At 48.2% G+C, this 25,261-nt stretch carries 21 protein-coding genes and 1 tRNA gene; 3 read left to right on the forward strand and 19 right to left on the reverse strand.

The features are described from left to right. Positions 1 to 390 precede the first annotated feature (390 nt). Entirely contained in the window at positions 391 to 927 is a 537-nt protein-coding gene (locus ABIE10_RS15710) for a GNAT family N-acetyltransferase (RefSeq protein ID WP_047414402.1), read from the forward strand. Positions 928 to 1,155: 228 nt separating this feature from the next. On the opposite strand, the gene vexE is transcribed toward ABIE10_RS15710, so the two are convergent. The 12 genes from vexE to actS all read right to left on the reverse strand — a co-directional run bounded on the left by vexE (position 1,156) and on the right by actS (position 16,643). Further along, positions 1,156 to 3,138, reverse strand: a complete 1,983-nt coding sequence (gene vexE / locus ABIE10_RS15715; RefSeq protein ID WP_287108802.1) for a Vi polysaccharide transport protein VexE — start codon at positions 3,136 to 3,138, stop codon at positions 1,156 to 1,158. A gap of 19 nt (positions 3,139 to 3,157) precedes the next feature. Next, positions 3,158 to 4,462 carry a Vi polysaccharide ABC transporter inner membrane protein VexD gene (gene vexD, locus ABIE10_RS15720; RefSeq protein ID WP_047499334.1) on the reverse strand — a complete coding sequence of 435 codons (1,305 nt, stop codon included), beginning with the start codon at positions 4,460 to 4,462 and terminating at the stop codon, positions 3,158 to 3,160. 22 nt (positions 4,463 to 4,484) lie between these two features. After that, entirely contained in the window at positions 4,485 to 5,180 is a 696-nt protein-coding gene (vexC, locus tag ABIE10_RS15725; RefSeq protein WP_047499332.1) for a Vi polysaccharide ABC transporter ATP-binding protein VexC, read from the reverse strand. 25 nt (positions 5,181 to 5,205) lie between these two features. After that, positions 5,206 to 6,000: a Vi polysaccharide ABC transporter inner membrane protein VexB gene (gene vexB / locus ABIE10_RS15730; protein WP_047499331.1), complete on the reverse strand. Its 795-nt coding sequence runs from the start codon at positions 5,998 to 6,000 to the stop codon at positions 5,206 to 5,208. A gap of 9 nt (positions 6,001 to 6,009) precedes the next feature. Then, positions 6,010 to 7,077 (reverse strand): Vi polysaccharide ABC transporter protein VexA, encoded by a 1,068-nt coding sequence (gene vexA / locus ABIE10_RS15735; protein WP_047499329.1) that lies wholly within the window; start codon positions 7,075 to 7,077, stop codon positions 6,010 to 6,012. A 45-nt stretch (positions 7,078 to 7,122) separates the two neighbouring features. Next, on the reverse strand, positions 7,123 to 8,859 hold the full coding sequence (gene tviE / locus ABIE10_RS15740) for a Vi polysaccharide biosynthesis glycosyltransferase TviE (protein WP_200049197.1): 1,737 nt from the start codon (positions 8,857 to 8,859) through the stop codon (positions 7,123 to 7,125). Then, positions 8,859 to 11,354 carry a Vi polysaccharide biosynthesis protein TviD gene (gene tviD / locus ABIE10_RS15745; RefSeq protein ID WP_141875614.1) on the reverse strand — a complete coding sequence of 832 codons (2,496 nt, stop codon included), beginning with the start codon at positions 11,352 to 11,354 and terminating at the stop codon, positions 8,859 to 8,861. Before tviD ends, tviE begins: the two co-directional genes overlap by 1 nt. Positions 11,355 to 11,383: 29 nt before the next feature. Beyond that, positions 11,384 to 12,424 carry a Vi polysaccharide biosynthesis UDP-N-acetylglucosaminuronic acid C-4 epimerase TviC gene (tviC, locus tag ABIE10_RS15750; protein ID WP_131346751.1) on the reverse strand — a complete coding sequence of 347 codons (1,041 nt, stop codon included), beginning with the start codon at positions 12,422 to 12,424 and terminating at the stop codon, positions 11,384 to 11,386. Positions 12,425 to 12,426: 2 nt separating this feature from the next. Continuing rightward, positions 12,427 to 13,704 (reverse strand): Vi polysaccharide biosynthesis UDP-N-acetylglucosamine C-6 dehydrogenase TviB, encoded by a 1,278-nt coding sequence (gene tviB, locus ABIE10_RS15755; protein WP_016157409.1) that lies wholly within the window; start codon positions 13,702 to 13,704, stop codon positions 12,427 to 12,429. Positions 13,705 to 13,961: 257 nt separating this feature from the next. Then, on the reverse strand, positions 13,962 to 14,489 hold the full coding sequence (locus tag ABIE10_RS15760) for a Vi polysaccharide biosynthesis protein TviA (protein WP_047499323.1): 528 nt from the start codon (positions 14,487 to 14,489) through the stop codon (positions 13,962 to 13,964). A 1,242-nt stretch (positions 14,490 to 15,731) separates the two neighbouring features. Beyond that, positions 15,732 to 15,805: transfer RNA gene (locus ABIE10_RS15765), tRNA-Gly, on the reverse strand. Positions 15,806 to 15,884: 79 nt separating this feature from the next. Beyond that, complete coding sequence (gene actS, locus ABIE10_RS15770) at positions 15,885 to 16,643, reverse strand: amidase activator ActS (protein ID WP_046274955.1); 759 nt, start codon at positions 16,641 to 16,643, stop codon at positions 15,885 to 15,887. A 166-nt stretch (positions 16,644 to 16,809) separates the two neighbouring features. Between actS and idi the strand changes: the two genes are divergently transcribed. Next, positions 16,810 to 17,358 (forward strand): isopentenyl-diphosphate Delta-isomerase, encoded by a 549-nt coding sequence (gene idi, locus ABIE10_RS15775; protein ID WP_279263795.1) that lies wholly within the window; start codon positions 16,810 to 16,812, stop codon positions 17,356 to 17,358. Positions 17,359 to 17,443: 85 nt separating this feature from the next. Here the strand turns inward: idi and lysS are convergent, their stop codons facing one another. From lysS to xerD, 5 genes are all read right to left on the reverse strand, one after another. Further along, positions 17,444 to 18,961, reverse strand: a complete 1,518-nt coding sequence (lysS, locus tag ABIE10_RS15780) for a lysine--tRNA ligase (RefSeq protein WP_005123357.1) — start codon at positions 18,959 to 18,961, stop codon at positions 17,444 to 17,446. A gap of 9 nt (positions 18,962 to 18,970) precedes the next feature. Next, positions 18,971 to 20,069 (reverse strand): peptide chain release factor 2 gene (gene prfB, locus ABIE10_RS15785; RefSeq protein WP_100250065.1). Its coding sequence is split into 2 segments (ribosomal slippage): positions 18,971 to 19,993 and positions 19,995 to 20,069, totalling 1,098 coding nucleotides; the frame shifts between segments, so codons are not numbered across the junction. Positions 20,070 to 20,286: 217 nt separating this feature from the next. Further along, on the reverse strand, positions 20,287 to 22,020 hold the full coding sequence (gene recJ / locus ABIE10_RS15790) for a single-stranded-DNA-specific exonuclease RecJ (protein WP_016157413.1): 1,734 nt from the start codon (positions 22,018 to 22,020) through the stop codon (positions 20,287 to 20,289). 5 nt (positions 22,021 to 22,025) lie between these two features. Continuing rightward, positions 22,026 to 22,739, reverse strand: a complete 714-nt coding sequence (dsbC, locus tag ABIE10_RS15795; RefSeq protein WP_047357820.1) for a bifunctional protein-disulfide isomerase/oxidoreductase DsbC — start codon at positions 22,737 to 22,739, stop codon at positions 22,026 to 22,028. A 23-nt stretch (positions 22,740 to 22,762) separates the two neighbouring features. Continuing rightward, positions 22,763 to 23,659, reverse strand: a complete 897-nt coding sequence (xerD, locus tag ABIE10_RS15800) for a site-specific tyrosine recombinase XerD (RefSeq protein ID WP_016154346.1) — start codon at positions 23,657 to 23,659, stop codon at positions 22,763 to 22,765. Positions 23,660 to 23,772: 113 nt separating this feature from the next. On the opposite strand from xerD, the gene fldB reads away from it, so the two are divergent. Next, entirely contained in the window at positions 23,773 to 24,294 is a 522-nt protein-coding gene (gene fldB / locus ABIE10_RS15805) for a flavodoxin FldB (RefSeq protein ID WP_016154347.1), read from the forward strand. A gap of 100 nt (positions 24,295 to 24,394) precedes the next feature. On the opposite strand, the gene ABIE10_RS15810 is transcribed toward fldB, so the two are convergent. After that, positions 24,395 to 24,802, reverse strand: coding sequence for a protein YgfX (locus ABIE10_RS15810; RefSeq protein WP_016154348.1), 408 nt, complete (start codon positions 24,800 to 24,802; stop codon positions 24,395 to 24,397). Next, on the reverse strand, positions 24,783 to 25,049 hold the full coding sequence (sdhE, locus tag ABIE10_RS15815) for an FAD assembly factor SdhE (RefSeq protein WP_016154349.1): 267 nt from the start codon (positions 25,047 to 25,049) through the stop codon (positions 24,783 to 24,785). The genes ABIE10_RS15810 and sdhE overlap by 20 nt, the downstream gene beginning before the upstream one ends. Between the last annotated feature and the right edge of the window lie 212 nt (positions 25,050 to 25,261).

The following is a 25,261-nucleotide window of genomic DNA, read 5'->3' on the forward strand; positions in this document are numbered from 1 at the left end:
CTTTTTGAACCTATCATTGAAATCTACCAAAATTGGTATTTTGGTATCCGCCATAATACGTGCGCGAAGAATTGTGCATTGCTCGACTCGCTAAAGTATTTACCACTCTTGCGTATTATTGACAGTATCAACCACACTCACTTTACCCTTACAATTTGAAAGCTTATTTGCATTGAAAATAATTTATATACCCTAAATAATTCGAGTTACATGAAGGCGGCAAGTGAGTGAATCCCCAGGAGCATAGCGAACTATGTGACTGAGGCGAGCTAGCGTAGCCAACGCACATGCAGCTTAAAGAATGACGAGTTTAGACGCATAATTTTTTGCACTTACCTTCCCTCCAGCCTTTGAGGTAATTTGGACAAAGATGCCAATGGGAGCTGGTCAATGAAAATCGTTAACGCTGAAAAAAAACACATCCCCGCCATACGCGATATCTACGCCCATCATGTTATTCACGGTACCGGCAGCTTTGAAACTGACCCGCCGGATACCCGCGAGATGCAGGATCGTCTGGAAAAAATCCGCAGTCTGGGACTGCCGTGGGTTGTCGCATTGCAAGAAGATAAGGTCATCGGGTATTGCTATCTCACCCGCTACCGCGAGCGTTATGCCTATCGCTATACCCTCGAAGATTCGATTTATATTGACCCGACGGCACAGCGTCAGGGGGTGGGAAAAGCGTTGCTACGCCATGTAATTGAGTGGGCTGAAACGCAGGGTTATCGGCAGTTGATCGCTATCGTCGGCGACAGCAATAATCAGGGATCGCTGAAAGTCCATCAGCAGGCTGGATTTACGAAAATAGGTACGCTGACGAACATTGGATTCAAGCATGGGCTCTGGCTTGATACGGTATTAATGCAACGCAGCCTGGGCACAGGTAACAGTACGCTACCAGCGGATTTCGATGCCGCTATTTAACATTGCTAAGGGATGACTTCAGGATACTGTCCTCTGGTAACCCTCAGACAAACAGAACCACAATCAGGTATAACGTAGCTATTATATAATTCTCCATTTTTCAGCTCGTTAGAACGAAAAAAGCACCCGAACGTTAATGAACGGGTGCTTTCTAAATCGAATAACTCAGTTTTACTTAGCGGGCGGCCCCGCCTGGTGCGCCAAAGGCATCGCGGGGCAAACGTCTTTTCAGCCCGAAGATGATTCATCCCTGCGCGTGATATTTCGCCAAATCCCCCCCGACAGTCTCAGGTTTTCCGGCCCGCTATTGAGGATTTGGGTTACACATTTCAGGTAATTGTCTTTCCAGCGCTCAATAAAAGAAGACTGGCTTTCGAACCTCTGCGGATCGACCATTTTCTCCAAAACAAAATGGATGCGCCCGTCTCGCCACACCGGAACACCAAATACGGTGGGTAAGTGCATTTTCCAGGCAAGTCGAGAGCAAAAGGTGGAGTAGGTAATCTGCTGGCCGAAAAAGTCGATAGTCGGCGCGCTCAAATTCAACGCGCCGTCGATCGCCACAACAAGCGACTGCCCACTATGTAAGGTCTGTATGCAGGCCCTGACCACGTCCGCTTCGCTTTTGTCACTAACCGAAATCAACCGCTCGCCGTAGCCCCCTTTGAGCACGCCAGGCGTGGAAGCCACCCATTTGCTGTTCATTTCCAGCAAGGAGAGGATCATCGGCCCGGCATACATTGCGCCCATATGAGCCGATACAACAATGCAACCACGCTTATCGAGCTGCAGCCGTTGGAAAAACTGCTCGACATGCGATATATCGGCCAATCGGTACATCGGTTCGTCGGCCTGCTCTCCACGGCATTCAAGCCAGTCGAGGAGATAATTATCGGCAAGATACCCCCACTTCGCCCGGCGTTCCCATTCATCGCGCTCGATACCGGACTGTCTGCCGGCAACTTCCCATGCCCAGTCAAGGCGCTCAGGCGGTAGATTAACGGCAGATATTTGCCCATCAAGCGCCAGCAGCCCCTCTTCGAATGACTGAGGCAGATGGCTTGCTCTGGCCTGAATATAGTGCTCAAAGATGCTTTCCGCTTCGCTTGTTTTCCCCGCCTGTAACAACGCCGCCGCGGCATAACGGTTCCATTTACTGGTCACCCCTTTTTCCCTTGCCAGTTGTACAAACTCATCGCTGGCAGCAGCGTATTGCCCAACCTGGCGCAGTGCTCGGGCATACATGGCTCTGACATAAGGAAGATCAGGATGAGTCGCGAGCGACTGCTGCAGTAACGGAATGGCTTTCTCATTCTGACCCGTTCTGATTAAGGCATCGGCATACAGGGTCACGATCCGTAAATTATCAGGGTTAAATTGCAGGGCATGACGCCAATGCTCAGCGGCCTGAAGCTTCGCTTCCCGGCTGCGGCCAGATTGATAGTGGGCAAGCCCCAGGCTACGACGCAGCGCTGCACCATCCAACCCACGGGCTAATGCGGACTCCCCAATCTGAATGGCTTCCTGATATTTACCGACAGCGCACAGCGTATCAACCGCCAGCCCCGCCGACTCCTGCTTTTCTAACGCGAAGAAAGGGAGCAATGCGCGGGCCAGGTCATGATCTTCTGGTAGGCGGCTTTTATTTAAGAAACGGAGGCAGGTCTCAATCATATCTCCCCGCGGGGGAACTTCCTGCGCCTGTGTTCTGGCCAACGAGATTGCCTGTAACTCTTTATCCACCAGCGTCAGGCTGCGCAGATGGAGGGCAAAAATTTTGCTATTGCCCGAAAAAGCGAGCCATGCCCGCTCGGCTAAGTCAGCAACAGTCGCATATTGTTTACTCTTAAGCAGCACGCTTGCGACCAGCAGGACATCCTCCGGCTGGCACACATTCACCGCCAGCAGTTTGTTAACCACCTGTAGTACAGCGTCCCGATGATGTGATGCCAGCGGCGAAATAACCCAGCGTCGCAATAAATCACGGCTATTCTTTGCTGTCAGCACACGGTCGGACAACAAAGTCAGCGCGGCATCTGTTTCATCTTTACGCAAACACGCGATAGCGAAGAGAATAATGTTTTGCTCATTTCCAGCACTATCTCGCACTTTTTCGGGATGCTGCCCGAAATAGTGACATAGCCCCTCCCAATCCTCTTGTTTGAGCAGGGTGGTTGGCGATTTTTTTTTACATGTAGAGTGCAAGCTCATCGTATTTCCTTACTCCGCCTTATTCACGCATCCGCCTGATAGTTATCAGGAGAGAAGTCACCAGGTACGCGATGCCCAGCAACACGAAGAACAGTAACCACTTTGTTCCATCGGCATAGCGAGTGGTGTCAGACACCACCATCGGTTGAGAAATGATCAGCAAATACCGTCTCTCACGTAACGCTTGAAGCTTCCCTTGCTGTAAGGTCTGTAAGGCAGATTCCCAGCGTGTTTTGGCGATCTCACTCTGCAGGCGAAGATCTTCAAACAGGGACAGGCTTTCTGAAGAGCCTTGCGACCCTAACTTATTTGACAGGCGGTTACGTTGTTCGCCGATCTGCTTTTCCAGGACCTTGATTTTGGCCGACAGGCGAGGAATAAGGGGGTTCTGATCCAAACCATTAGCCATTAATTGCGCGTATTCCGCTTTCGCCTCCGCCAACTGCGTTTCAAAGCCAGCAATTAATTGATAAATCGCGGTCACGGTTTCCTGCGGTTCAATATCTTTTTGTATATGCTGTATTTTTAGCAATTCAAGCCGAGCGGCCCCCAGATTTTCCTGGGCCGATTTAACATCGTTTTCCAGCCATAAAATTCGTTCCTGCTGCATCCGCGCTGAAACGGTATTAACGTGCTGTTCAGCAAAAGCCAGAATGCGCTGGGCAAAAAACTCAGCCTGTTTCGCACTCCGCGCCTTGACGTTTAAACGCAGCATGCCCTGTTGAATATCGACAGCAACCGAGACTTTCGATAAATAGTAACGATAAGGATCATCATTAATACCCAGCGGTGCATGGTAGCGGGAAAATAATGCGATATCGTCTTGCGCGAAATAAGATAAAAAACCGAGATCTTTTTCCATCCGCTCCATCATTTCTTTCGAAAGTATAAACTCGCGAACCTGAAAGCCCTCCGACATCTCATTGCCTGCACCAAAGAAAGCTGTTCCAGAAAAATTATCCTGGCTGGCATCAGTTTGCACAATAAAGGTGGCATCCGCGCTATAAAAACGCGAAGTTAATAGCCACGACATAAGCATAATAACCAGCAGCGGCAAAGCAATATAAAGAAAGAGCCGACGTAGCGATTGTTTGGCTTGCTGAACACGTCGCTCTTTAATAACCAATGACGCTCTACGGACGGAATCAGCATCCGTCGCGGACCAACCGGCGTCTGGGCGATGTTGACTTTTCGCATCGGCCGTTTTTTCTGTCTGGCGAAGGGCGCGTTCATCCTCTTTTTGTTTCAGTCGCAAGGCTCGGCTTTCTTCTGCTACCTTCGCCCTTTCCTCTTTCCATTTTTTAATACGTTCTGAATTTTCCACTCTCTATCCGTATATTTTCTATTTATATATCAAAGGAATAATTATCAGTTTGAAGCATCGCCTGATTTGACTGATATTGTTCAAAAAGCGCAGATGCCTGTGCTAAATCTTCACACATCGTAATTTTCCCATGCAGCAGTACGCCAAACGCATGACAGTGTTCTTTAATAAGCCGAGGGTTGCGCGTTAGCACAATCAACCCTTTCTGTTGCAGCTCATAAGCTAGCGCCGCCTGCATACGCAACTGTGAGGTATTATCCCCGGTGTACAGCTTGTCATCGGCAATATAAAGGCGACAGGGAAGCAGTAAATTAATGGCAAATGCCAGATGCGCTTTCATCGTGACAGAATATTCACTCACCCTGTCGGTATAGCGCTGTTCAAGCTGGGTCAATTGATAGCAGAAATGTGAAAACTCATCGCCATCCAGGCCATAAAGACTGGCCATCATGCGCGCATTCTCTTCGCCGGTTAACCCCGGCAGAACAAAAGCATTTGCCCCCAGTGGGAGCGCATCACCCCGTAGCCCAATAAAATCCCCTTCATCAGGAGCATCTATACCGCACAGCAATCGGGTTAGCGTCGTTTTGCCTGAACCAGGGGCCGCCAGAATACCGATATGCTCATGGTAATCCATGACAAAATCTGTTTTATCAAGGACCACCCGCGGGCCCTTATCAGACTCAAAATAGCGTGTACAACCTAATAAACCGAACACGAACGCGTCTCTCCTGAAGCCAAAGTCAGTGATTTTCAGTGTCACAAATCAGGTGAAAAATGATGCCCGCGAGGAATAACGTTGCGGAAAATGCCAGAGGGTAAAGAGGTTCAAGGTACAAGGAGTTATATCCCTCAAACATTCCTTCTCTGACTATCTCATTAGCATGAAGTAGAGGGTTCCAGCTGAATATGCTCAATAATGAATAGGGCAATTCATTCGCCGTATAAAAGACAGCTGAAATCAAAAACATCGGTCTTAGCACCACAGGAACGGCTTTGTAGACCAGCGGAAACCGTTCAGACAGTGCGTCACAAAAGTAACCAAACGATAACCCCAGAAGCCATGCGATAACCATCCCTTCAAAAATCAGGATCGGTTTCTGGGCTTCCCAGCGGGAGAAGATAAGAAAGTTAATTAATGAAACAATAATATAAATGATAACCGCATTAACAAATTCGACTGCGGCAAGAGCAAAAATCACATGTCTTTTCTTAACCTGCGAGACAACCGCCAACGATGTGGAGAATGAACGGGTGCGCATGGTTGCGGTAATGGTATAACGAAATAACAGATACGGTAATATACCTGCAATAACAAAGCTGATATCGTCAGTGAATATTGGCACGGTGCGATTTAAATATTGAAAAGAAATAACGGTAATGGTTATCCATACCAGTGGTACGGCCAGCACCATCATATAGTTTAGCAAATTACCGTTATAGCGTGTTTTGATATCGCGTGACATTAACAAAATGATTAACTCACAGACGGTAATGAGTTTCATAAAATAATAAGTATTATTTTTCAAAATATTCATATGGCGACGTTAGAAAGAATTAGAGCCGCGGATCAAAAAGCTATCGAATGCGGCTTTCACCTTAGCGAAATCAGTCAAAGAGGCGTTCGAGATATAGATAACATCGCCGTCTTCCACCCGCATGGCCTGTGCTAAAAACACCGAGTCAGGTTGGCTCATATCGACATGATAGATATTCAGCTTACGCATCTGCTGTTTCGCCTGTTCCGCTTCGTCATGCTTGTACAGAAAAACCGCCTGCGGATCGGCAAGATTGTCGTTTAATCCTTTCGCCAGCGCCAAAGCATCCACTACGCTGGAATGACGCTGAACCAGAGCATGTTTCCCCTGAACACCCGCCGCGCCGAGCACATTAACATACTCGGTCACTTGACGCAGAGTGATACGGTCATCCGGCTGTAAGACAATATCCAACCCGGGATACTGATAAATATCTGACAGTCGCGCATTGAAATAATGCTGCTGGCGCGTCACGTGAACTTCCATCATCTCTGCGCTGGTATTTTCTACTGCCGCCGCCGTTGCCAAAAAATGACTAAGACGATTCATACTCTGTTCGAGAGGGTAGCGACCCGTTTTCCCGCTGCCCTCGACCGTCACCATGGCTCCGGTGCGGGCGGTAAGCGTCACCAGCACCTGAGGATTCAGGACAACGCGCGAAAGTCGCTTTCTGATCTCTTCAGCCAGTTGTGTCACATCCAGCCCGGTAACCGGAATGATCCCGGCATAAGGCACCTGAACGATATTACCGTCAGTCACAAGAATATTTTCAAAATCCGCCCGGTCGCCGCTCGCGTTATTGGATAAGTACCCCGCCCCGCCCGAGGATAAAATAGTGATATGCAGCACATCGCCTTTAGCCAAAGATGTCCAGTGCCAGTTATTTTCGGCAAAGACCGGATCGACAATAGTTTTCGGCACAGTATCGGCATCACTCAGTTTTAATGTCGGTGTGACTTCAACCAGATGATAATGAGGATCGTCCTGATTAATCAGGCTGGATTTAAATACCGCCCTGGGAATAGTGCATCCCGAAAGCAGTAAAAACGTCGTTAATAATATAATAATTTTTTTCATAACTTATTTTATAAATGAAATAGCTGAAAAAATGCTGCCCATTAATTAACGAGGCTGAGAGGCAATGGTTTGTACAAACGTTCCCACCATATGTTCAACGGTGAAGCGTTCTTGTAAAAATGACTGCGTCTGTTGGCAAATACCGGTTCTGCTGCGCCATAAATTGACCAACTGTTCTGCATAGCGGCAAGCCTGGTCAAGATTGACCGTCTGCGCATCATCAAGAATGAAACCCGAAACACCCTCAATAAAGCATTCTGCCGATCCGCCTGCAGGGGTTGAAATCACCGGCACCCCGACCATTTGTGCTTCAATGAGCACATTGGGTAGCCCTTCATAACGCGAAAACAAAATGAATACGTCCATTTTTTGCAGCCAATACCCCACGTCACGCGAGACGCCAACGAATAGTATTCTCTCCAGAATCCCCAACTGTTCGGCGCGTTTCTGCGCTTCAGCGCGCAAATCACCATCGCCTACCAGCACAAAGCGTGTGGCGGGGTGGTGCTGTAAATAGCGTGCTGCAAAATCAATCCATGCAAAAGGGTTCTTATCGCCTACAAAGCGGAAAACGCCACCAATAGTTGTGTCCGCATCCTGGGTTTTTTGCGTAAACTGCTGCCAGATTTTATGTGGCACCTCAGAAGAGGGCTCGGTAGATGGCGGTAAGACGCCGTTATATACAACCTGGAAGTGCTTCGCCTCCAACTTTAGCCAGTCGGCATAATGGCGGGTCACACAATGGTTGTTACTCATAAAATCAACGCCAGGCACGGCCGCCAGCGCCTGGTAAAGAGGCTCATATTCCGGCTTGAACAGACGCTTTCTCACCACCGGCGGTAAGCCACGTAATCCCAGTTGAATTCTGGGCACGCCAGCAATCAGCGCTGCAAGCGCAATCATCAGACAAGCGCCATCCTGCCAAACGGAGAGATAATCCGGCTTGCGCTCGCATAAGTGGGGGACCAGATGCTTGATACCGTAGTTACACACCGGCGGCAAATGAGAGAGCAATAAGCGCAACTCCGGAGATTCTATTGTCGCATCGTCAAAGAAGTTTCCGGTAATCTTCGCGATTTCAAGCACCTCGACCTGTTCTTCCAGCACTTCTTTCAGGAAAAAGTCTTGCCTGAGTTCCGGTGCCAGGGAGCGAATAATGAGCTCTACCGGCTCTTCTACTTTCAGGCCGCCAATTTTCCCCTGTTGCCGATATTTTCTGGCGATCTCGATAGCCAGCCTGGAAATCTGACGCTCTGCACCGCCGCTACCTAGCGAGCCTGTACAGAGCGCAAGGCGACCAAAAGATCCGACGGGAAGCTGCCGCGGCTGACGATTTCGATAAAACAAGATGGCATGCTTCATTGCAATAATACGGGTGTTGGTCCCCACAGGGATCGCTTCCCCTTCAAGGCGTTCAAGCAAATCGCAGATCTTATTTATTTTGCCTAAATAATTGTTATATTTTTTCTGCACGCCAGTGCTAACCTTTTTAAGAATTTGCTGTGCATCTTTGGCTAGTCCCGCATTATATAAACGCCGCGCATACTCATAACGTGCTTCATCATTGTTTTGTGCAATCAGCGTTTCGTAGAGCGCGTATGCACGCGCCGTTTCATTGAAATCATGAAGAAATTCTGCTTTTTTTAGCATCGCTAATGAAGTTAAAGCCTCAGCCGGTAATTCACTGTCAATTAATGCAATAGCTTGCGCAAGCTTCCTCTCTTGTTTCAATGTTAAAAGCGTTTTCCCTAGCGCAGCTAACTTTTCTTCCTCCGTAATCATTACGACTTCCCTGATGTATTTTTTTGTAATGCGGTTATGCAGGTCGAGATCTGCCTTGTCACCGGCTCCGTTGGCCCATTCACTTTCTCCAGTCGCTGCCAATACTGCAAAGCCTGGGTGTAGTCGCGTAAATGCATTGCATTTAATGCGGCATATTTCAAGGCATAGGCATTTTCGCTATCAAAAACGAGTAATTTTTTCGCATAATCCAGATGTTCATAAGACGCGATAGTGCTGCCGCCATCCTTCAGTGACTCATTAAATAATCTGATAATTTGCTTATATTCACGCATCAGGCGAGAAACATCAGGATCAATTCGTTTCAGGCTAATCAATACAGACAATGCTTCATCCAGACGCCCTTCAGTTTTCTTCTGGCGTACATATTTAAGGGCTCTGGTTGCAACATTGCGACACTCTTTCTCAAACAGCTCGTTCATCGAGGCATTCTGGAATGATGGAGAAATGCTCATGACGTTAGCAATCAAATCAATGAGGAACGGAATGTCGTTAATATGACGTATGCTGCGTAACATAATCGACTGCAGGCTGGTAATGTTCGAGTTACGAATCAAGGTCATGTGGGCCAACGTGCACGCATCCTTCCAGGCACCAAGATTCACCAGCGTTCTTGCACAATATACTGTGCTAACAGGATCGAACTCCAGAAGTGGCCACACAATTTTCGCCCCTACCAGGATATTTTCATAATCCTCACGCTCATACATTTCTCTTAATTTCTCGCGCCATGCCGTTTTAACTTCATTATTAAAGCGAGAAATACGTGCATGGGGATAAACCATAAATGCAGAGAAGGTGTACACCAGCGAAGTACTCAGTGAGACAAAATCATCAACCGAATGTAGCGACAGCGCCGTATTGTTCCATGCCACAAAAACGTCGTGGAGTTTATCTTTATACGAGGTGCTAAGCGCCTGATGATAGCTCATATTCTTGATGCAGAAAGCTGCGTGGATGACGAGACCGGTATCATGAATCGTCGACAATACCGTCAGCGCAAATTCTGACTCATGGCGGAGTAACTGCTCAAGCGCATGCTTGAAAATCAATTCATCACTGAATTTGATTGCCAAAGATAACGCTGTTTCCATAAACGCATCATTTAGGCGCTGCGATTGAATGCCGGCATGGAAAGCTTCGGAGAATGCGTTGCCATCATTGAAATATTGCGTGCTGCTCAGGAAATTAACCCATCCGCTTTGGGTTTCAGGATTCAATAACAGTACACTTTTCCAGTATTGATATGACTTATCAAACAGCTGTAAAGCATCGGCTGAGCCGGCGGCAACGGTAAGGACTTCTTCATCTTCAATTTCATTGGAAAGCATCATCTCGGCCGTCGATAAGGCTTCCCGCCAACGCGCTAATCCATGCAGAGACCTCAGCCGACAACGTAATGTACTGTCCGTCGTACCGATAATTTTCTCAACATCACTAATATCCTGATAAGCCTGTTCATAATAACCTAAACGGCTGAAGATTACTGACCGAAGTTGGATCAGAACGGGCTCTTGCTGCTGATTTCTTAATGCGGCAAAAAGTTGCTGTGATGCAGCAATAATGTCGCCATCGGCAAGCAGCTTAGTGATCGATAATGTAATCTCACGTATTTGGTCCTGTTTCTCTTGCCGCCTCTCATCAAGATGATGCTTAGTATTGTTGATCACTCCCTTAAAAATAGCCGCAACGATCGCATCACCAAACATGTCGGTATAATGAGTAAGATCGTCGCCATTTTTTTCCAGGGCTCGTTTCTGCCCCCACTTTTCCATCAAATTTGTCGGGTTAACGCAGGGAATATCCATCCTGGCGGCGATGGTCTCGACATTTTTAATCAACCGACTGCGGGACTGAATGACGGTTCCAGCACGAGTCACAGCATCAACATGGGTCATAAACATAACGCGATCGCGACCAAGAAGCTGAATGATTTCCATCATATCCTGTTCGATAGCATGCTCATCCATCTGCTCAACATTAATATTACTTAATAAGGCACGATCGTCTTCCGACATTCCGGCAAAACAGGGATCGTCTTTGAGATAGGCCAGCAGTTTGTGTTGATTCCCTTGCGTGGCCAGCGACCAGTACACACGCGCCCGCTCTGTTTGGCTAAAAAACTCATAAAAATGACGAGTTATATAATTTTGTTGTAAGCACAACCCATAGGCCATAATCTTCTTCTGACTTGAAATCTCAACAATATAGAAATCAGAACGACTATGAACGTCGGTTTTTGAATAATTTACAGCAGTTCTAAAAATAAAAGGCCGGACCTTTTCAGGAATATCTATCAATCCCAAAATAAAACGGACCTGCTGTAATGCCTCGCTGCTCGTATGCGTAAACCCATATATTTTCTTAAAATTAGCCTTAAAATTAAAATAAGGCTGAGCTCTTTTTACCGGACTCGCGATACGGCAACTACCAATGGCGGTAAGCGTAAACATCTCTGACGATTTCATTAAATTCATCCACGTGAAAAGAAAGTGAGTAGTTATACTCAGGAATACAAAGCAGTCTGTTTATCGATATACCATTTTAGAGTCTGCTTAAGTCCTTCTTTGATATCAAACTCAGGCTCATATGAAAGAAATGTTTTTATTCTGGTAATATCTGCCTGACTATGCTTAACGTCACCGTCACGAAAATCTTTATAAATTGGTTCAGCACTAATTTGTTCGTCCCGCCATAAATTCAACCCATCGCGGATGAGATAATAAAGCTCATTTAGCGAAGTTCTGTCTCCAACAGCCACATTATAGACTTTATTTTTTGAGTCTAAATCATTAGTCGTTGCTGATAATAAATTGGCCTGAATCACATTTTCTATATAGCAAAAATCGCGGCTTGTTGAACCATCGCCATTGATATAAATTGGTTCATCTTTAAGAAGCGATAGTATCCAGCGAGGAATGACTGCAGAGTATGCTCCGTTAGGGTTTTGGCGGCGGCCAAATACATTAAAGTAGCGCAGGCCAATAGCGTTAAAATCATAGCTGCGAGCAAACACCTCGGCGTACAATTCATTGACGTATTTTGTAACCGCATACGGGCTTAATGGCCGGCCGATCCGTTCCTCAATTTTAGGTAAATCGGGATGGTCACCATAAGTACTACTGCTTGCGGCATAGGTGAAACCAGATACATGTGCATCTCTCGCCGCCGTCAACATATTTAAAAAACCATCAATGTTAGCGCTATTTGTCGTGATAGGATCCTGCAAGGAACGAGGTACGCTTCCCAGAGCGGCCTGATGTAAAACGTAATCGACATTCTCACAAACAGCCTGACAATCGGCAAATGACCGGATATCCCCATGAACAAAGGTAAACCGCGACCATTGTTCTTCACTGACAGCGGCACGCACATCCTCTAAATTATGTTGATAGCCAGTTGAAAAGTTATCCAACCCAATTACTGTTTGATTTAAATAGAGTAGTTCTTCTAATAATCCAGAGCCGATAAAACCTGCTACGCCAGTAATAAGCCAACGTTTTGGTTCAAGAACGAGTTGTATTTTTAATTCATCATAGGCTGTCATGATTATAACCTCACATCTGACTGCTCAGGCGAAAGGATATACTTCAAATCATAAAGCACATGTTTATCTTTTCCAAAGCCACGAATATCAGTACTCCCCATCTTCTTAAACTGCTCATGGCCAACGGCAACAATAATGGCATCATAAGAAGCCGCCTTGATTTCCGATACAGGTATAATCCCGTATTCCTCTTCGACTTCCTCAGCATCCACCCAAGGGTCAAAAATATCAACATTACAGCTGTAATTGCCCAACTCTTTTACAACATCGATAATGCGGGTATTCCTGATATCCGGGCAGTTTTCTTTAAAGGTGAACCCCAGAATCAGAACGTTAGAACCCTCAACATTAATCCCTTTTTTGATCATGGCTTTGATCAACTGTCCCGAAACATAGTTACCCATATTATCGTTCAGTCGACGACCCGCGAGGATAATTTCCGGATAGTAACCGATGCCCTGAGATTTATGAGTCAGATAATAGGGATCGACGCCAATGCAGTGACCACCAACCAGTCCAGGACGGAATGGCAGGAAGTTCCATTTACTTCCCGCTGCTCGCAGTACGGCTTCAGTGTCAATCTCTAATCGGTTAAAGATAATCGCCAATTCATTTACCAGCGCGATATTGAGATCGCGTTGGGTATTTTCAATCACCTTTGCCGCTTCCGCGATCTTAATGCTTTCCGTTTTGTACGTTCCTGCCGTGATGATCTGTCGATAGATCTCATCAACCAGACAGGCCGTTTCTGCAGTTGAACCAGAGGTGATTTTCTTGATAGTTGTCAGACGATATTTTTTATCGCCGGGATTGATGCGCTCTGGGCTATATCCGACAAAGAAGTCTTTGTTAAATGTCATCGCTGACATACGCTCAAGGATCGGCACGCATTCTTCTTCAGTACACCCTGGATATACCGTAGATTCATACACCACGATATCCCCCGGCCTCAGTACTTTGCCAACAGTTTCACTTGCCATAATCAAAGGGGTGAGATCTGGTTGCTTATAATCGTTGATCGGCGTCGGGACGGTAATGATGTAAAAATTGCATTCTCTGATTTCATCAATTGATGAGGTAAACGTCAGATGGCGAGCATCACGTAGCTCTTCTTCTGTGGTTTCGAGATTGACATCGATCCCTTCTTTTAGCTCGAGTATACGTTTATGATTAACATCAAAACCAACCACCTGACGAATTTTCCCAAATTCAGCAGCCAATGGTAAGCCAACATACCCGAGTCCAATAATGGCAATTTTTACATCATCTTTGCTGATCATTACTGATAAGTCCCTTATTTAATAATTATTAACTTTAAATAAATCCCAGATGTTTTCTGGAACGCTACCGCCCCTGACGTTCTTAGCCAGCGTATCTATTCTTATCGAAATCACGACAGTTTCTAGTCTAAGCAAGGCTAGAAATTTTATATTTCCTAATTTTAGTTAAATGGAGGTCGTATGCAGTATCCGTTCTAAAACAACAATTAAAGATCGGATCTTTAATTGTAATTCTTAATGAGAAAACGCATAGCATTTTATTCTGGCAATAGAAGATATCGAGGGTCTCGCACGCCGAATTTAAGGGCGATCTCTTTTCTCCAACGATACAATGTTGACGGCGAGTTCATAAATCTATCCTGAAGCTCCTCCATACCGCTTTCGGTTAAGAAGTACTTCATCTTCATGATATCTTTGTTGCTAATCTTAAAGTTACATTCCCTTCGCCCTGCCGTTATCTTGTCACCATTTCGTCGATATAGGCTTATTTTCTTAATCATCTCCGACACAGATGTTGAGGTATCGAAAACAGCAATAACATTTTTGATATTATCCAACCAAAAAAGAGCCAAAGGCATCAACCGTGAGCTGGAAATGATGATTATGATTTTATTGATATTTTTATTCCGTGAGAAAAAAACCAAGGTGCTACGTAAGCTATATTGATTAAGATTCACGAATAAATAATTTCTTTCGTTTGTAATCAGTGACATTTCATCAATAACACTAGCGGCACCACCCCCAAAGTAAATATCATTAGGTGGCCAGAAATGTTGATACTTCATGAAGCCTCCATAACCTCAAAAAACTCTATTTCATCCATGGAAAGGTAAGTGTCTACTTTTAAGCACACCGCCCCTCTAAAAAATACCTAACAATCGAGTAATTGATTTTATTAATATTGCTAAATACATGAGATGAACTTTTACACAACAAGGATGTGATATCAACCCCTCGCCATTCATAGCTAAAAGCTATCAATCACTCATTCTTAGATTTGAATTACTAATGGATATCGGCATTTTAATACGATTATTGGTTGTATTATTAGCACTACCTGTGAAACCGCACTTTCATCTTTTATTCAAAATGAGAAAATTCTCAAAACACAAGGAAACATTTTCTTACAAATTACCAGCATACATACTGGGGTTAAAGGTAGCCTGACTGAATTGTCACCCATGTCTCTACCTTTAAATTCTTAGCTATACCGTGTGAGATTTTAATCAGTACAACTGAAGTCTATCTAACTATATTTGCTATATTTTTCAACAACAATGACATAATATACACAAGGCTAACGAGCCCCCGGGCATAGCAAGCATTCAAAATGGTACAAAGTACTAAACTGACTCGTATATTTTTGTGTATCTACATGATTTCGTGACCGGATAATGAGAACAAAACTAGTCACCCTAAGAAATTATCAGCAGTGATTAAACTCCTGAAGATATTTTTAACAAAATAGATGTCACCATGTTTATCCAGGTAAAATCATACCAAGTCTAAACCATTTAAAACCTGTTACTGCCGATTAGAGAAAATTGACCTACAAAAAGACTATATTACTTATTTATGAAGAATGACCAATCTTATATCGTGTTAAATAAAGATAACTTTGGAATTATAATCTAACAATTAACTACGTGACCTGTATTAACGTTGATATATTTTCAGACAGATAATCAAACATACTTCTTAAAATTTCTTAAATAAATTCAATTGATTGATAGTTGATTTTTTGTACCACGGGGGGGAAATGCGATATTTAAGACACCAGTATCGCGAATTGAAAGGATTAACCAACATATACAAGGCTCTACTATCCGAGAGCGTCAAAGATTTCTCTTTGGCCCCTGTGGATAGTTAGTTTCATATGAGGTATCTCCTGCCAGGGGAGCCTATCGTCTCCCACAATCGCTTTAGCCTGCATAGTCGTGCATTGAGTCTGTCTGACCGTTAAACAAAGAAACACATTGAGATTACGAAGGATAATTGAATCAGGAGAGTCAGTGAGAAGTAAGTCGTGGAGCGGGCGAAGGGAATCGAACCCTCGTATAGAGCTTGGGAAGCTCTCGTTCTACCATTGAACTACGCCCGCATTGGAGTGCGTAAGGGATTATAAACCTTACGCTCTCCTTGGCAAGGGACTAACTGACTGACTGGCGATTAATTCACCGTCAGCATTTTGGCTTACTGCCCTTTGGTGGCAAATAACGCAGCGGATCGATAGCCGTCGCCCGATAGCGGATCTGGAAATGCAGCCGCACCGTGGTCGCATCCGAGCTGCCCATCGTCGCGATCTTCTGCCCGGCTTTCACGTTTTGACCGTTGTTCACCAACATGGTGTCATTATGCGCATACGCAGTGATGTAGTCCTCACTGTGCTTAATCATAATGAGATTACCGTAGCCCCGTAGCTGATTACCGACATAAACCACCTTCCCGGCTCCGGCGGCATAAATCGGCGTACCGCGCGCAGCTGAGATATCAATGCCTTTATTGCCGCCGTCCGCGGTTGAATAAGGCAGAATCACTTTACCGCTGGCAGGCCACTGCCAGCAACGCTGTCCGACCGGTGGCCAGGAGGATTGCGGTACGGACGAAGATGGTCTGACCGCCGCCGTTTTGGTTGAGGATTTCGTCGTTGTTTTGCCAGAGCCTGAACTGGTTTTCGCGCCGCCGCTGACCTTCAGCTTTTGCCCCACTTCAATGGTATAGGGCGGTGAAATATTATTCAGGCGTGCAAGCTCTTTTACGCTGGTCCCGGTGGCGCGCGAAATACGGTATAGCGTATCTCCCCGCTTCACGGTATACACGGAGCCGGAATAACTTCCTGTATCAGACGACTTGCTCCCGGAACAGCCAGCTAACAGCAGACCGACACACAGCAGCATCGCGATACTCAGGCCATTTTTCTTCAGGCGTCCTGCACTCAAAACAATACCTCGCAACATTTTCAGACGCTTTATCATAGCAGCCAGAAACCGGATGCCAAATCATATCGCGCAACGAAGCGTCGACTCTGGCATTTCACACCCTCTGTTAATCATTCTGACTTAATAAAGCATATAATGTGAATGCTTAAGATTGATGGTGGACGCTATGCGACAGGAACATGTCATTTTATTGAATGAGCAGGGCCAGCCCTGTGGAACACTGGAAAAGTATGCGGCGCATACCGCCACAACCCCCCTGCACTCTGCTTTCTCATGCTGGATATTTAACGAGCAGGGTCAACTGCTGGTCACCCGCCGTTCGCTGCACAAAAAAGCCTGGCCAGGCGTCTGGACCAACTCTGTCTGCGGTCACCCGCAATTGGGTGAAAGCACCGAAGCCGCTATTATCCGCCGGGCTAGCTTCGAGCTGGGTGCAGACATCGACTCGCTCAGCCCCGTGTATGCTGATTTTCGTTATTGCGCCACGGACCCGAGTGGAATAGTGGAAAACGAAGTATGCCCGGTTTATGCCGCACATATCGTCAGTGAGCTACAGCTAAACCCAGATGAAGTGATGGATTTCCAGTGGAGCAATCTTGAGGATGTTTTAAGCGGGATTGACGCGACGCCGTGGGCTTTTAGCCCGTGGATGGTAATGCAGGTTTCAGACGTTAAGGCGCGAGAGTTACTGCGCAAGTTTGCCAACGGGAATTGATTGCCTGACGGGGCTACGCCCATCAGGCCTACATAACGCATTGTAGGCCTGATAAGGCATCAGCCGCCATCCGGCATTTCACATCTTACTTAACCGGGCGCATTGCCGGGAACAGGATTACGTCGCGGATAGTATGGCTGTTTGTGAACAGCATAACCATACGGTCGATACCAATGCCCAGGCCCGCAGTCGGCGGCAGACCGTGTTCCAGAGCGGTAACATAGTCTTCGTCGTAGAACATCGCTTCGTCGTCACCTGCATCTTTGGCATTAACCTGATCCTGGAAACGCTGCGCCTGATCTTCTGCATCGTTCAGCTCGCTGAAGCCGTTACCGATTTCACGTCCGCCAATGAAGAATTCGAAGCGATCGGTGATTTCCGGATTTTCATCATTACGACGCGCCAGCGGAGAAACTTCTGCCGGGTACTCGGTAATGAAGGTCGGTTGAATCAGGTGCGCTTCTGCAACTTCTTCAAAGATTTCGGTCACGATACGGCCCAGACCCCAGCTCTTCTCAACTTTGATGCCGATAGATTCCGCAATCGCTTTTGCAGAATCGAAGTTATCCAGATCGGCCATGTTGGTTTCCGGACGGTATTTCTGAATCGCTTCGCGCATCGTCAGTTTTTCGAACGGCTTACCAAAGTCAAAGACTTCTTCGCCGTAAGGCACTTCAGTCGTTCCCAGAACGTTCTGCGCCAGCGTACGGAACAGCGATTCGGTCAGTTCGATCAGATCTTTGTAGTCCGCATAAGCCATGTAGAGTTCCATCATGGTGAACTCTGGATTATGGCGAACAGAGATGCCTTCGTTACGGAAGTTACGGTTAATTTCGAATACGCGTTCGAAGCCGCCAACCACCAGGCGCTTGAGGTACAGTTCCGGCGCGATACGCAGGTACATGTCCAGATCCAGCGCGTTATGATGGGTGATAAACGGACGCGCTGCCGCCCCGCCTGGGATCACCTGCATCATCGGGGTTTCTACTTCCATAAAGCCACGACCAACCATGAACTGACGGATACCCGCCATAATCTGTGAACGCACTTTAAAGGTATTGCGGGATTCATCGTTAGAGATGAGGTCCAGGTAGCGTTGACGATAGCGCGCTTCCTGATCCTGCAGACCGTGGAATTTATCCGGCAATGGGCGCAACGCTTTCGTCAGCAGACGCAGCTCGGTACAGTGGATAGACAGCTCACCGGTCTTGGTCTTGAACAACTTACCTTTCGCGCCGAGGATATCGCCCAGATCCCATTTTTTGAACTGCTCGTTGTAGACGCCTTCCGGCAGATCGTCGCGAGCAACGTACAGCTGAATGCGGCCGCCAACATCCTGCAGCGTAACGAATGATGCTTTACCCATAATACGGCGGGTCATCATACGGCCAGCAACGGAAACCTCAATGTTCAGCGCTTCCAGCTCTTCATTTTCTTTCGCGTCGAAGTCAGCATGCAGTTGGTCTGAGGTATGATCGCGACGGAAATCGTTCGGGAAGGGGATCCCCTGCTCGCGCAGGCTCGCCAGCTTCTCACGGCGCGTTTTCAGTTCATTGTTAAGGTCGGCTACCGCGTCAGCGCCCTGTACGTGTTGTTCAGACATGTTGGTTCCTCATAACCCTGCTTTCAAACTTGCTTCGATAAATTGATCCAGGCTGCCATCCAGCACCGCCTGCGTGTTGCGGGTTTCAACCCCAGTACGCAGATCTTTGATGCGGGAGTCATCAAGGACATAAGAACGAATCTGGCTACCCCAGCCGATATCTGATTTAGTATCTTCCATCGCCTGTTTCTCGGCATTCTTCTTCTGCATTTCCAGTTCATAAAGCTTCGCTTTCATCTGCTTCATGGCCTGGTCTTTGTTCTTGTGCTGGGAACGGTCGTTCTGACACTGCGTCACAATCCCAGTCGGGATGTGGGTGATACGCACCGCAGATTCGGTACGGTTAACGTGCTGACCGCCCGCACCAGAAGCGCGGTAAACGTCAATACGCAGGTCCGCCGGGTTGATATCGATATCAATATCATCGTCAACTTCCGGGTAGACAAACGCAGAGCTGAACGACGTATGGCGACGACCGCCGGAGTCGAACGGGCTTTTACGCACCAGGCGATGTACACCGGTTTCAGTACGCAGCCAACCGTAAGCATATTCGCCAGCAATTCTGATGGTCACGGATTTAATACCCGCCACTTCACCTTCAGATTCTTCAATAATTTCAGTCTTAAAGCCGCGCGCTTCAGCCCAACGCAGGTACATACGCATCAGCATGCTTGCCCAGTCCTGTGCTTCCGTACCGCCGGAGCCAGCCTGAATATCGAGATAGCAATCTGCGCTATCATATTCACCGGAGAACATACGACGGAATTCCAACTGGGCCAGCTTATCTTCCAGCGTATCAAGTTCTGCTACGGCTTCGTTAAAGGTTTCTTCGTCGTCGGCTTCTACAGCCAGTTCCAGCAGGCCGGAGACATCTTCCAGGCCCTGGCTCATCTGATCGAGCGTATCAACGATGGCCTCGAGGGAGGAACGCTCTTTACCCAGCGCCTGCGCGCGTTCGGGTTCGTTCCATACGTCCGGCTGTTCCAGCTCGGCGTTTACTTCTTCCAGACGCTCTTTCTTGGCATCATAGTCAAAGATACCCCCTAAGAACGTTAGAGCGCTCCGTGAGGTCCTGAATGCGGTTATTTACCGGATTAATTTCAAACATTGTCTGATTTCTTTTATTGGACTAGTCAAAATGCGGTTATAAGAGCGGGATTGTAACTAATCCACACCCTTTTTTATAGCGAATATACACATCATCCTTCAAGCTGCCTCTTTGTTGGCTGCGCGATTTCGCCCCAGTCACGTACTGCTCGTACGCTTATGGAGACTCATCCACTTGCCGCCTCGATGCAGCTTGAATGATTTTGTGTAAAGTGACGCTAAAGTGGCCAGATATTATCGATTATAATCTGCAGGCTGCGGTTGCCGCGAAACTCATTAATATCCAGTTTGTAGGCAAGCTGAACTTCGCGAACACCGTTATCCGGCCAGCAGGTGGTATCAACGTTAAACGCAATACCGTCCAGCAACGGTCCACCACCGACGGGCTCCACCATCACCTTCAGATGACGCTCACCGACCAGACGCTGCTGGAGCAGACGGAAATGCCCGTCAAACAGTGGTTCCGGGAACATTTGTCCCCACGGTCCGGCATCACGCAGCATTTGCGCGACCTCCATGGTCATCTCCGCCGCGCTCAGAGCACCGTCAGACACCACTTCGCCCTGCAGTAAGGCGGGGTCCAGCCACTCGGTTACCAGTTCGCCGAAACGCTGCTGGAAACGCTCAAACTGCGCCTCTTCCAGCGACAAACCCGCCGCCATAGCGTGACCGCCAAACTTGAGGATCATACCTGGATGAAGAGTGTCCAGGCGCTCCAGCGCATCGCGCATGTGTAGCCCCTGAATCGAGCGCCCGGAGCCTTTCAGCGTACCGTCACCGGCCGGGGCAAACGCAATTACCGGACGGTGAAAGCGCTCTTTAATACGCGATGCCAGAATCCCCACCACTCCTTGATGCCACTCGGGATGGTACATCGCCAGACCGCCTGGTAGCGTATCGCTACTGCGTTCCAGCTTTTCACACAGAGTCAGCGCTTCCGCCTGCATACCCTGCTCGATCTCTTTACGCGTCTGGTTGAGTGCGTCCAGCTCATTGGCCAGCACGCGTGCTTCACCAATGTTGTCGCACAGCAACAGCGCCACGCCAACGGACATATCGTCCAGACGCCCCGCTGCATTCAGCCGTGGTCCGAGAGCAAAACCTAAATCACTGGCAGCCAATTTGAGTGGGTCGCGATTGGAAATCTCCAGCAGCGCTTTTATACCAGGGCGGCACTTTCCGGCACGAATACGGCTTAAGCCTTGCCACGTCAGAATGCGGTTATTGGCATCCAGCGGGACCACGTCGGCCACCGTGCCAAGCGCAACCAGATCGAGCAAATCCGCCAGGTTCGGCGGCGCAATTCCTCGTTCATCAAACCAGCCTTTGTCACGCAGGAAGGTGCGCAGCGCCAGCATCAGATAGAAGGCCACGCCAACGCCAGCAAGCGATTTAGACGGGAATTCACAATCGTGGAGGTTAGGATTGATGATCGCTTCAGCGCCCGGCAGCGTGTCCCCAGGCAGATGGTGATCGGTCACAACGACCGGGATCCCCAGCGTTCTGGCATGTTCAACACCCGCGTGGGACGAGATGCCGTTGTCGACGGTGACAATCAGCTGAGCGCCCCGGGCATGGGCCTGATCAACAACTTCCGGGCTTAAGCCATAACCGTCTTCAAAACGATTAGGCACCAGGTAGTCCACGTTACTGCAGCCCAACGCGCGCATCGCCAGAATGCTGAGCGCGGTGCTGGTCGCGCCATCGGCGTCAAAATCGCCGACCACGATGATTCGGGTTCCTTCGCGAAAAGCGTTATAGAGGATTTCAACCGCTTTTTCGACACCGTTCAAATGCTGCCACGGCAGCATGCCTTTCACACTACGCTCAAGCTCCTGCGCGCTGCGCACGCCACGGCTGGCGTATAAACGGCGCAGCAATGGCGGCAAGTCGGCAGGTAGCTCGGCGGTCTCGTCGGCTTCACGCCGACGAAGTTGTATCTGTTGTTTCACGCGAATTATTTACCGCTGGTTTGTTTTGCATGTGCGTCGAGGAATTCTTTCATCTCTTTCGGGCCCTGATAGCCAGGCACTACATAGCCATTGCTCAGCACAATCGCCGGCGTACCGCTGACGCCAAACTGTACGCCCAGCGCGTAGTGGTTAGCGATGTCCACATTGCAGGTCGCAGGCTTCACATCTTTGCCAGCCATGGCGTCGTCAAAGGCTTTGTTTTTGTCCTTCGCACACCAGATAGATTTCATGTCCTGCTCGGCCTGGCTTTCCAGTCCCTGACGAGGGAAGGCCAGATAGCGTACGGTGATCCCTAACGCATTGTAGTCTTTCATCTCTTCATGCAGCTTGTGGCAGTAGCCACAGGTGATGTCGGTGAAAACGGTAATGACGTGTTTTTCCTGCGGCGCTTTGTAGACGATCATCTCGTTTTCCAGCGCGTTCAAATGCTTCATCAGCAGTTGGTTGGTAACGTTTACCGGGCTTGCACCGCTCACGTCATACATCGGTCCCTGAATAATATGTTTACCGTCTTCGGTAACGTACAACACGCCGCTATTGGTCAGTACAGTTTTCATGCCCGCAACCGGAGCAGACTGAATCTCGGTACTCTTAACACCCAGCTTCGCTAATGACTGGCGAATCGCCGCATCGTCTGCATGTACCATGCCGGAAAACGCCGTCGCCAGCAGGGTGAACATCATAAAACGTTTTTTCATAACCTATCCTTTCCTGTCAGCACTCACGCTCGCGGGTGATGCTGTTGATGTAGTTGCCGCAAGCGCTCCGTTGCGACATGAGTATAAATCTGCGTTGTCGAGAGGTCGCTATGCCCCAGTAGCATCTGCACCACGCGCAGATCAGCGCCATGGTTGAGCAGATGCGTGGCAAACGCATGCCGCAGGACGTGCGGGGACAGCTTTTCGCTGTCGATTCCAGCCAACACAGCATAGTGTTTGATACGATGCCAAAAGGTTTGGCGAGTCATCTGTTGCGCCCGCTGGCTGGGAAACAGCACATCTATTGATACACCGTTGAGCAACCACGGACGCCCATGCTCCAGGTACGTTTCCAGCCAGTACACCGCCTCCTCACCTAACGGGACAAGGCGCTCTTTATTACCTTTACCGATCACCCGAACCACGCCCTGACGCAGGCTGACGTCACTCATCGTCAGCCCCACCAGTTCAGACACGCGCAGGCCTGTGGCATACAATACTTCCAGCATGGCTTTGTCGCGAAGTTCCAGCGGTTGTTCTATCAGCGGCGCCTGCAGAAGTCGTTCGACCTGTGCTTCGCTGAGATCTTTGGGCAGACGCTGCGGAAGTTTAGGTGATGCAAGCGAGGCGCTGGGGTCATCTTCGCGATATTTTTCACGGTACAGATGCTGAAAAAAACGCCGCATTGCACTGAGCAAGCGTGCGGAACTGGTGGCTTTATATCCCCCATCCATCCGCTCAGCCAACAATGCTTGCAGGTCATCACTCTGCGCGGTCGCAAGCGAGGCGCCGCGGTGATGTAGCCATTCAACAAGCATGGTCAGATCGCGACGATACGCACTTAGCGTGTTTTCCGCCAGATTTCGTTCCAGCCACAGGGCATCAAGAAACTGCTCGATGCGCGCCAGATCCTGTTCCACTCGCGCCCCTTATTTCACTCTCATTTTTGATGCATTATGCCTCATTGTGCCGAGAATGCGGCGATTCTGTTACACTACCCGCAACGCTACAGCAGAATTGAGATGTTTACGTCATGAACATGGGTCTTTTTTACGGTTCCAGCACCTGCTATACCGAAATGGCAGCAGAAAAAATCCGCGATATCCTGGGTCCCGAACTGGTGACACTGCACAACCTCAAAGATGATTCCCCGACCTTAATGGAGCAGTATGACGTGCTCATTTTAGGCATCCCAACCTGGGATTTCGGTGAAATCCAAGAGGACTGGGAAGCGGTCTGGGAGCAACTGGACGACCTCAACCTGGAAGGCAAAATTGTTGCGCTTTACGGTATGGGCGATCAGTTGGGATACGGTGAATGGTTCCTGGATGCGCTGGGTATGCTGCACGATAAACTGGTCACCAAAGGCGTAAAATTTGTTGGTTACTGGCCAACCGAAGGGTATGAATTTACCAGCGATAAGCCCGTCATTGCCGATGGACAGCTGTTTGTTGGCCTGGCACTGGATGAAACAAACCAGTACGATCTCAGCGATGAACGCATTCAGGCCTGGTGCGAGCAAATCCTTGGTGAAATGGCCGAACACTGGTCCTGATAACCATTTTGCCGGATGTAGGCGTAAACGCCATATCCGGCCTACATGTCGCACCGAACCGTAGACCTTAACGCTGCACGCCATCAGGCATTCATCAGCATTATCCCTGCTTCGCCTGTTGCAGTATTAACCGCCGCAAATCCCGCCACTCCGCGTCATCCATACTGTCTGCCGCCAGCCACAAATGCTGACGTTTTCCGGCATCGGAACGTAAACGCAGCATCATGCCTGTTTTGACCATCCAGGGTGCGCTAGCAATAGTCCACTCTTGCCCTTGCCAGCGCAGACGACCGTCCATCAACAGCCGAATCTCGCCCTGACAGGCATTGATTCGGCGCTGGCTACGGACGCTATCGAACACCACCAGAGAGAGCAGAACCAGCCATAATGGGGTGTAGCTCAATGGCCAGGGCATCAATAATATAAATACCGCCACCAGCCCATGAATGAGCAGCGAAAGCCATTGCGCGCGCCATGAAACGCGTAAATCAGATTGCCACTGGACCACGTTCCCGATTCCGTGTCTGGATAAGTCGCACCATCTGCTCTAGCTGAGCATCAGCCGGTTTCCCATGATTCATCAACCAGTTAAATAAGTCTGGATCATCACATTCTAGCAGACGGATAAAGATACGTTTTTCTTCATCACTTAAGCTGTCATATTCATGTTCGAAAAACGGCATGATCGAGATGTCCAGCTCACGCATACCGCGACGGCATGCCCAATGAATACGTGCTTTGTTGTTAATATCCATGTTCTTCTTCCTATCTCGCGAAAACGAAGTATCCCGCTATTGTAACGTGTTTTTCCCTCATATTTACGGGAATATCAGTAAACGGAAGCGTGCTCGCTAAATAAAACCACATTAAGTCAAAGGATTCAGCATTTTTGGATGTCTCCTCGCAAAGCTTAATATATGGCACAAATAGCCTGTTTAAACCGCTTGCAATGGGCCATAGCTCTTTT

It is taken from the genome of Citrobacter sp. 506 (assembly GCF_050434985.1).
Lineage (GTDB): Bacteria > Pseudomonadota > Gammaproteobacteria > Enterobacterales > Enterobacteriaceae > Citrobacter > Citrobacter braakii.